Genomic DNA, 3,792 nt, shown 5'->3' with positions numbered 1-3,792 from the left:
GTCTGCAAAACCGTTGCAAGCGGGTTCGAATCCCGCCGACACATCCACGCTTCCGTCCGCCAACAGGACAGGCTCCCGTCTTCTAAACGGGCAATCGATGTTCGAGTCATCGCGGAAGCGCCATCTCGACGTAGCTCAACCGGACAGAGCCTTCGCCTCCTAAGCGAACGAGTGGACGTTCGAGTCGTCCCGTCGGGACCAATTGGTGAGTTAAGCGGGTGGGACCCGTCCTCGTTTGCTAAACGAAGGGCACCGGGAGGTGTGAGAATCGTGCTCTCAACTCACCGCCATTTTGCGGACGCTATTTTGCGGACGCTATTTTGCGGACGCTATTTTGCGGACGCTATTTTGCGGACTTGGCGTAGAGGCAACGTACTGGTCTTCCAAACCGGGGTCGGGAGTTCGATCCTTCCAGTCCGCACCATGCTCCGTTGGTGCAATGGCTAGCATCTCGGTCCTTCAAACCGAAGACGACGGATCGAAACCGTCACGGAGTACCAGTTCGATGCGGCGCCTCCGGCGAGGACTCTGGCCTTTGACGCCGGACAGTTCGGCTCGACGCCGAGAGCCGCTGCCATCCCGATCCTTCCGGCGAAGACACGGCTCCCATAAGGCCGTCAGGCGCGATCGACACGCGCGTTCGGGACCATACTGCCTATGCTCGATGGCAATGAGCACGCCGGCTGTGAACCGGTGGGATGGCGTTCGAATCGCCTGGGCAGTACCAGTTTGGGAGTTTGGTGTAATGACAGCACAGCGGCTTCCAACCCCGCTGGCGTGGGTTTGATTCCGACAACTCCTGCCAATCCCATCCACCAAGTACTCGCGTGCCTTGTCGGATCCCCGGTGAGGCACCATTTCGCCTCAGGAGGCCGTCTATGCGCAAGCCCGACCCATTTCAGACCCGCGCCCGCGAGCTTTGCCTGGCCGCAGGCATCGATCCGGATTCGCGCGTTGGCGAAGGTCGCGGACAGCCCGCATGGTGTCTGTACCGCGACGCGGCGCGGAAGGAGCATCTGGCACGCGAGACGGACGCTGCAGCCGCAGAGATCGCCAACCTGCGCCCGCAGGAAGATCGCTTCCAGGATGCGCCGCTCAAAATCTTCGGCCAACATGACGACGCCACGATTGCGCAGATGCGCAACTGCATGGCAGTCGGCAACGTGGTGGCGGGCGTGATCTGCGCCGACGGGCATTTGGGTTATGCCCAGCCGGTTGGTGGCGTGATTGCCTATGAGAAGCAGATCAGCATCTCTGGCGTAGGCTTCGATATCGGTTGCGGCAACATGGCCGCGCGGCTTGACGTGCCTTTCGAGGACATCAGCGCGATCGTGCCAACGATCATCCGCGACGTTGCCAAGCTCATTTCGTTCGGCGTCGGCCGTGCCAATGCCGAGCGTGTCGAACACGAGCTGTTTGATGATGGTGACGCATGGCGCGACAGCGACATGGGCGAGTACCGGCAGAAGGCCGTTGCCCAACTCGGCACGGTCGGATCAGGCAACCACTACGTTGACCTGATGCGCGACGAGGATGGGATGGTCTGGATCGGCGTGCATTTCGGCTCGCGCGGTCTCGGGCACACCAGCGCCACGCGCTACCTGAAAGCTGCCGGCGGCAAGGACGGCATGAATGTGCCGCCGGCCGTGGTCGATGAGGATTCCGAAATTGGGCGCCGTTACATTGCGGCGATGCAGCTCGCCGGTCGGTACGCCTACGCCGGCCGGGAATGGGTCTTGGAGCGCGTCCGCCAGATCATCGGCGGTGACGTGACCGACATGGTTCACAACCATCACAACTACGCCTGGCGCGAGACGCACGATGGCAAGGACCTTTGGGTGGTTCGGAAGGGCGCGACGCCCGCTTTCCCGGGCCAGCGCGGTTTTGTCGGTGGCTCAATGGGCGACGATGCCGTGATCCTGGAAGGCGTCGATAGCCCGGAGGCCAAGGCTTCGCTCTATTCAACCGTGCATGGCGCCGGCCGCTTGTTCGGCCGGAAGGAAGCCAAGCGCCGCTTTACCAAGGCGGAAATGGATAGGTGGCTCAACGACCGCGGCGTCACCCTGATCGGCGCTGACCTCGATGAAAGCCCGATGGCCTATCGGCGCCTTCCTGAGGTGCTCGCACAGCACGCCGGCACCGTGAGAGTGTTGCATACGCTCAGACCATTTGCGGTCGCGATGGCAGGCGAGGGCGAGTTCGACCCTTGGAAGGACTGAGACCAGACGCTTTCCGGTTCGCTCCGATGTCCGGCTCCGACCCTTCGCGATGGTTTGAGCACGCGCAGGCAGGTCAGAAGTCAGGGCCAGACCGGAAGTCGCCGGGCTGCGGCCCAAACCGGCGCTTTAGACTCAAAGTGAACACCCACGCACACATGCCCTTCCCGTACATATGTTGATACCAGCGCTGGATACGTGCCTCGTCCGCAACGGCATTGAGGCCAAGGAGCAATCCTGGCCGCGCGAGCGCGGGGGGCGGCCCTTCTCGACATCGGCGTTGGCACTCTCGGAAAGCTGGACGGACACGGTCTAGGGCGGAAGGACAAAGGCGTGGCAGACGTCCGGATGCGCGGGTCCTTGCGTTGACAAACTTGTGGCTCCGCGTCGTCGAACGCGGTGCCTAGAGGGACTTGGCAGCGAGATCAGCTCCCTCGCGCAAGGCCTTCAATTTTGCCCAAACGACGTCGCTTGCGACCATTTCGTAGCCGGCAAACGTGCCGAAGCCGCAGTCCACTCCCGCAATCACGCGTGCGTGGTCCCCTACGGCCGTGACGGCTTGCAGAATGCGATTCGCCACCACCTGTGCGGGCTCGACATAGTTGGTCGTGGAGTCGATCACGCCCGGTATCAGCGACTTGTCCGCGGGCCATTGCGCGGCGCGAATGCTCTCGTACTCATGCTGGTGACGTGGGTTGGCCAATTCGATACTGAGCGTCTCTGCCCTGAGCTGCAGTAATTCCGGCAATATCTTTGCCAGAGGAATGTCGTCGACATGCGGCCCTTCTCTGTTTCCCCAGCAGCAATGGACGCGCATTGCCGCCGGAGGGATATCGGCAGTCGCCTTGTTGATGGCGTCCACATGCATCTCCACGAAGCTTATGAATTCCGCATCCGAGTTGTCTTGAAAGAACACCGTTCTTTCCATAGCGAGATCAGGCGCGTCGACCTGCAGGATGAAGCCTGCCTTGTGAATGATTTCGTACTCCTTCCGCATCTCCTGGGCGAGGGTGAACAGATAGCGTTCGTGACTGTCGTAGTGGGCATTGAGCAGTGTTGTCGCGATGATGCCCGGTGATGGCGCAGTCATGAACGCACTATGGCCGCCACCTATCTCACCCAATTCCCGACTGAGCCGATCACAGTCGGTCAATGCCTCGCGTTGGCCATGGTACGTCACGTCTCCAACAGCTTGCGGCGCGTTCGTCATTTTGGCTCGACGGCCGATCTTCGCTCTCATCATGTCGGCATAGGCCGGAAACTTGATGAAATCGGTAGCCGTGCGCCGCCTCGATTCGCCCGCAAATCCGGTCATCCGCTGGGCGACGTAGGTCTGGAATCCGGGCTTCGATTGCTCACCGTCGGACACGATGTCGACGCCAGCCTCGACCTGATGCCGAAGCACGTCATGTACGCCTCTCGAGATCTGGCGTTCCAACTCGGCGGCATCAACGACGTCGCCGAGTTCCTGGCGGATGAGGAGATCCGTCAGCTTTGCGTTTCTCGGCAGGCTGCCGACGTGTGTCGTGCGGATATGTTTTTCCGATTTGGGCGTTTCCTATTGCGGAACCCGCCC

The 3,792-nt window shown here is 61.4% G+C and carries 2 protein-coding genes and 4 tRNA genes; 5 read left to right on the top strand and 1 reads right to left on the bottom strand.

From position 1 onward, the window contains the following. Positions 1 to 124 precede the first annotated feature (124 nt). From JOY90_RS12755 to JOY90_RS12735, 5 genes are all read left to right on the top strand, one after another. Positions 125 to 201: transfer RNA gene (locus JOY90_RS12755), tRNA-Arg, on the top strand. A gap of 149 nt (positions 202 to 350) precedes the next feature. Beyond that, positions 351 to 424, top strand: a tRNA-Gly gene (locus JOY90_RS12750). Between the two features lies 1 nt (position 425). After that, positions 426 to 500 (top strand) — tRNA-Glu (locus tag JOY90_RS12745). Between the two features lie 231 nt (positions 501 to 731). After that, a tRNA-Trp gene (locus tag JOY90_RS12740) sits at positions 732 to 805 on the top strand. Between the two features lie 73 nt (positions 806 to 878). Further along, complete coding sequence (locus JOY90_RS12735) at positions 879 to 2,219, top strand: RtcB family protein (protein ID WP_291691483.1); 1,341 nt, start codon at positions 879 to 881, stop codon at positions 2,217 to 2,219. A 400-nt stretch (positions 2,220 to 2,619) separates the two neighbouring features. Here the strand turns inward: JOY90_RS12735 and JOY90_RS12730 are convergent, their stop codons facing one another. Continuing rightward, positions 2,620 to 3,693 carry an epoxyalkane--coenzyme M transferase gene (locus JOY90_RS12730; protein WP_291691484.1) on the bottom strand — a complete coding sequence of 358 codons (1,074 nt, stop codon included), beginning with the start codon at positions 3,691 to 3,693 and terminating at the stop codon, positions 2,620 to 2,622. Between the last annotated feature and the right edge of the window lie 99 nt (positions 3,694 to 3,792).

This window comes from Bradyrhizobium sp. (genome assembly GCF_019242285.1).
GTDB lineage: Bacteria > Pseudomonadota > Alphaproteobacteria > Rhizobiales > Xanthobacteraceae > Bradyrhizobium.
This window is presented reverse-complemented; position numbering and strand designations above follow the sequence as displayed.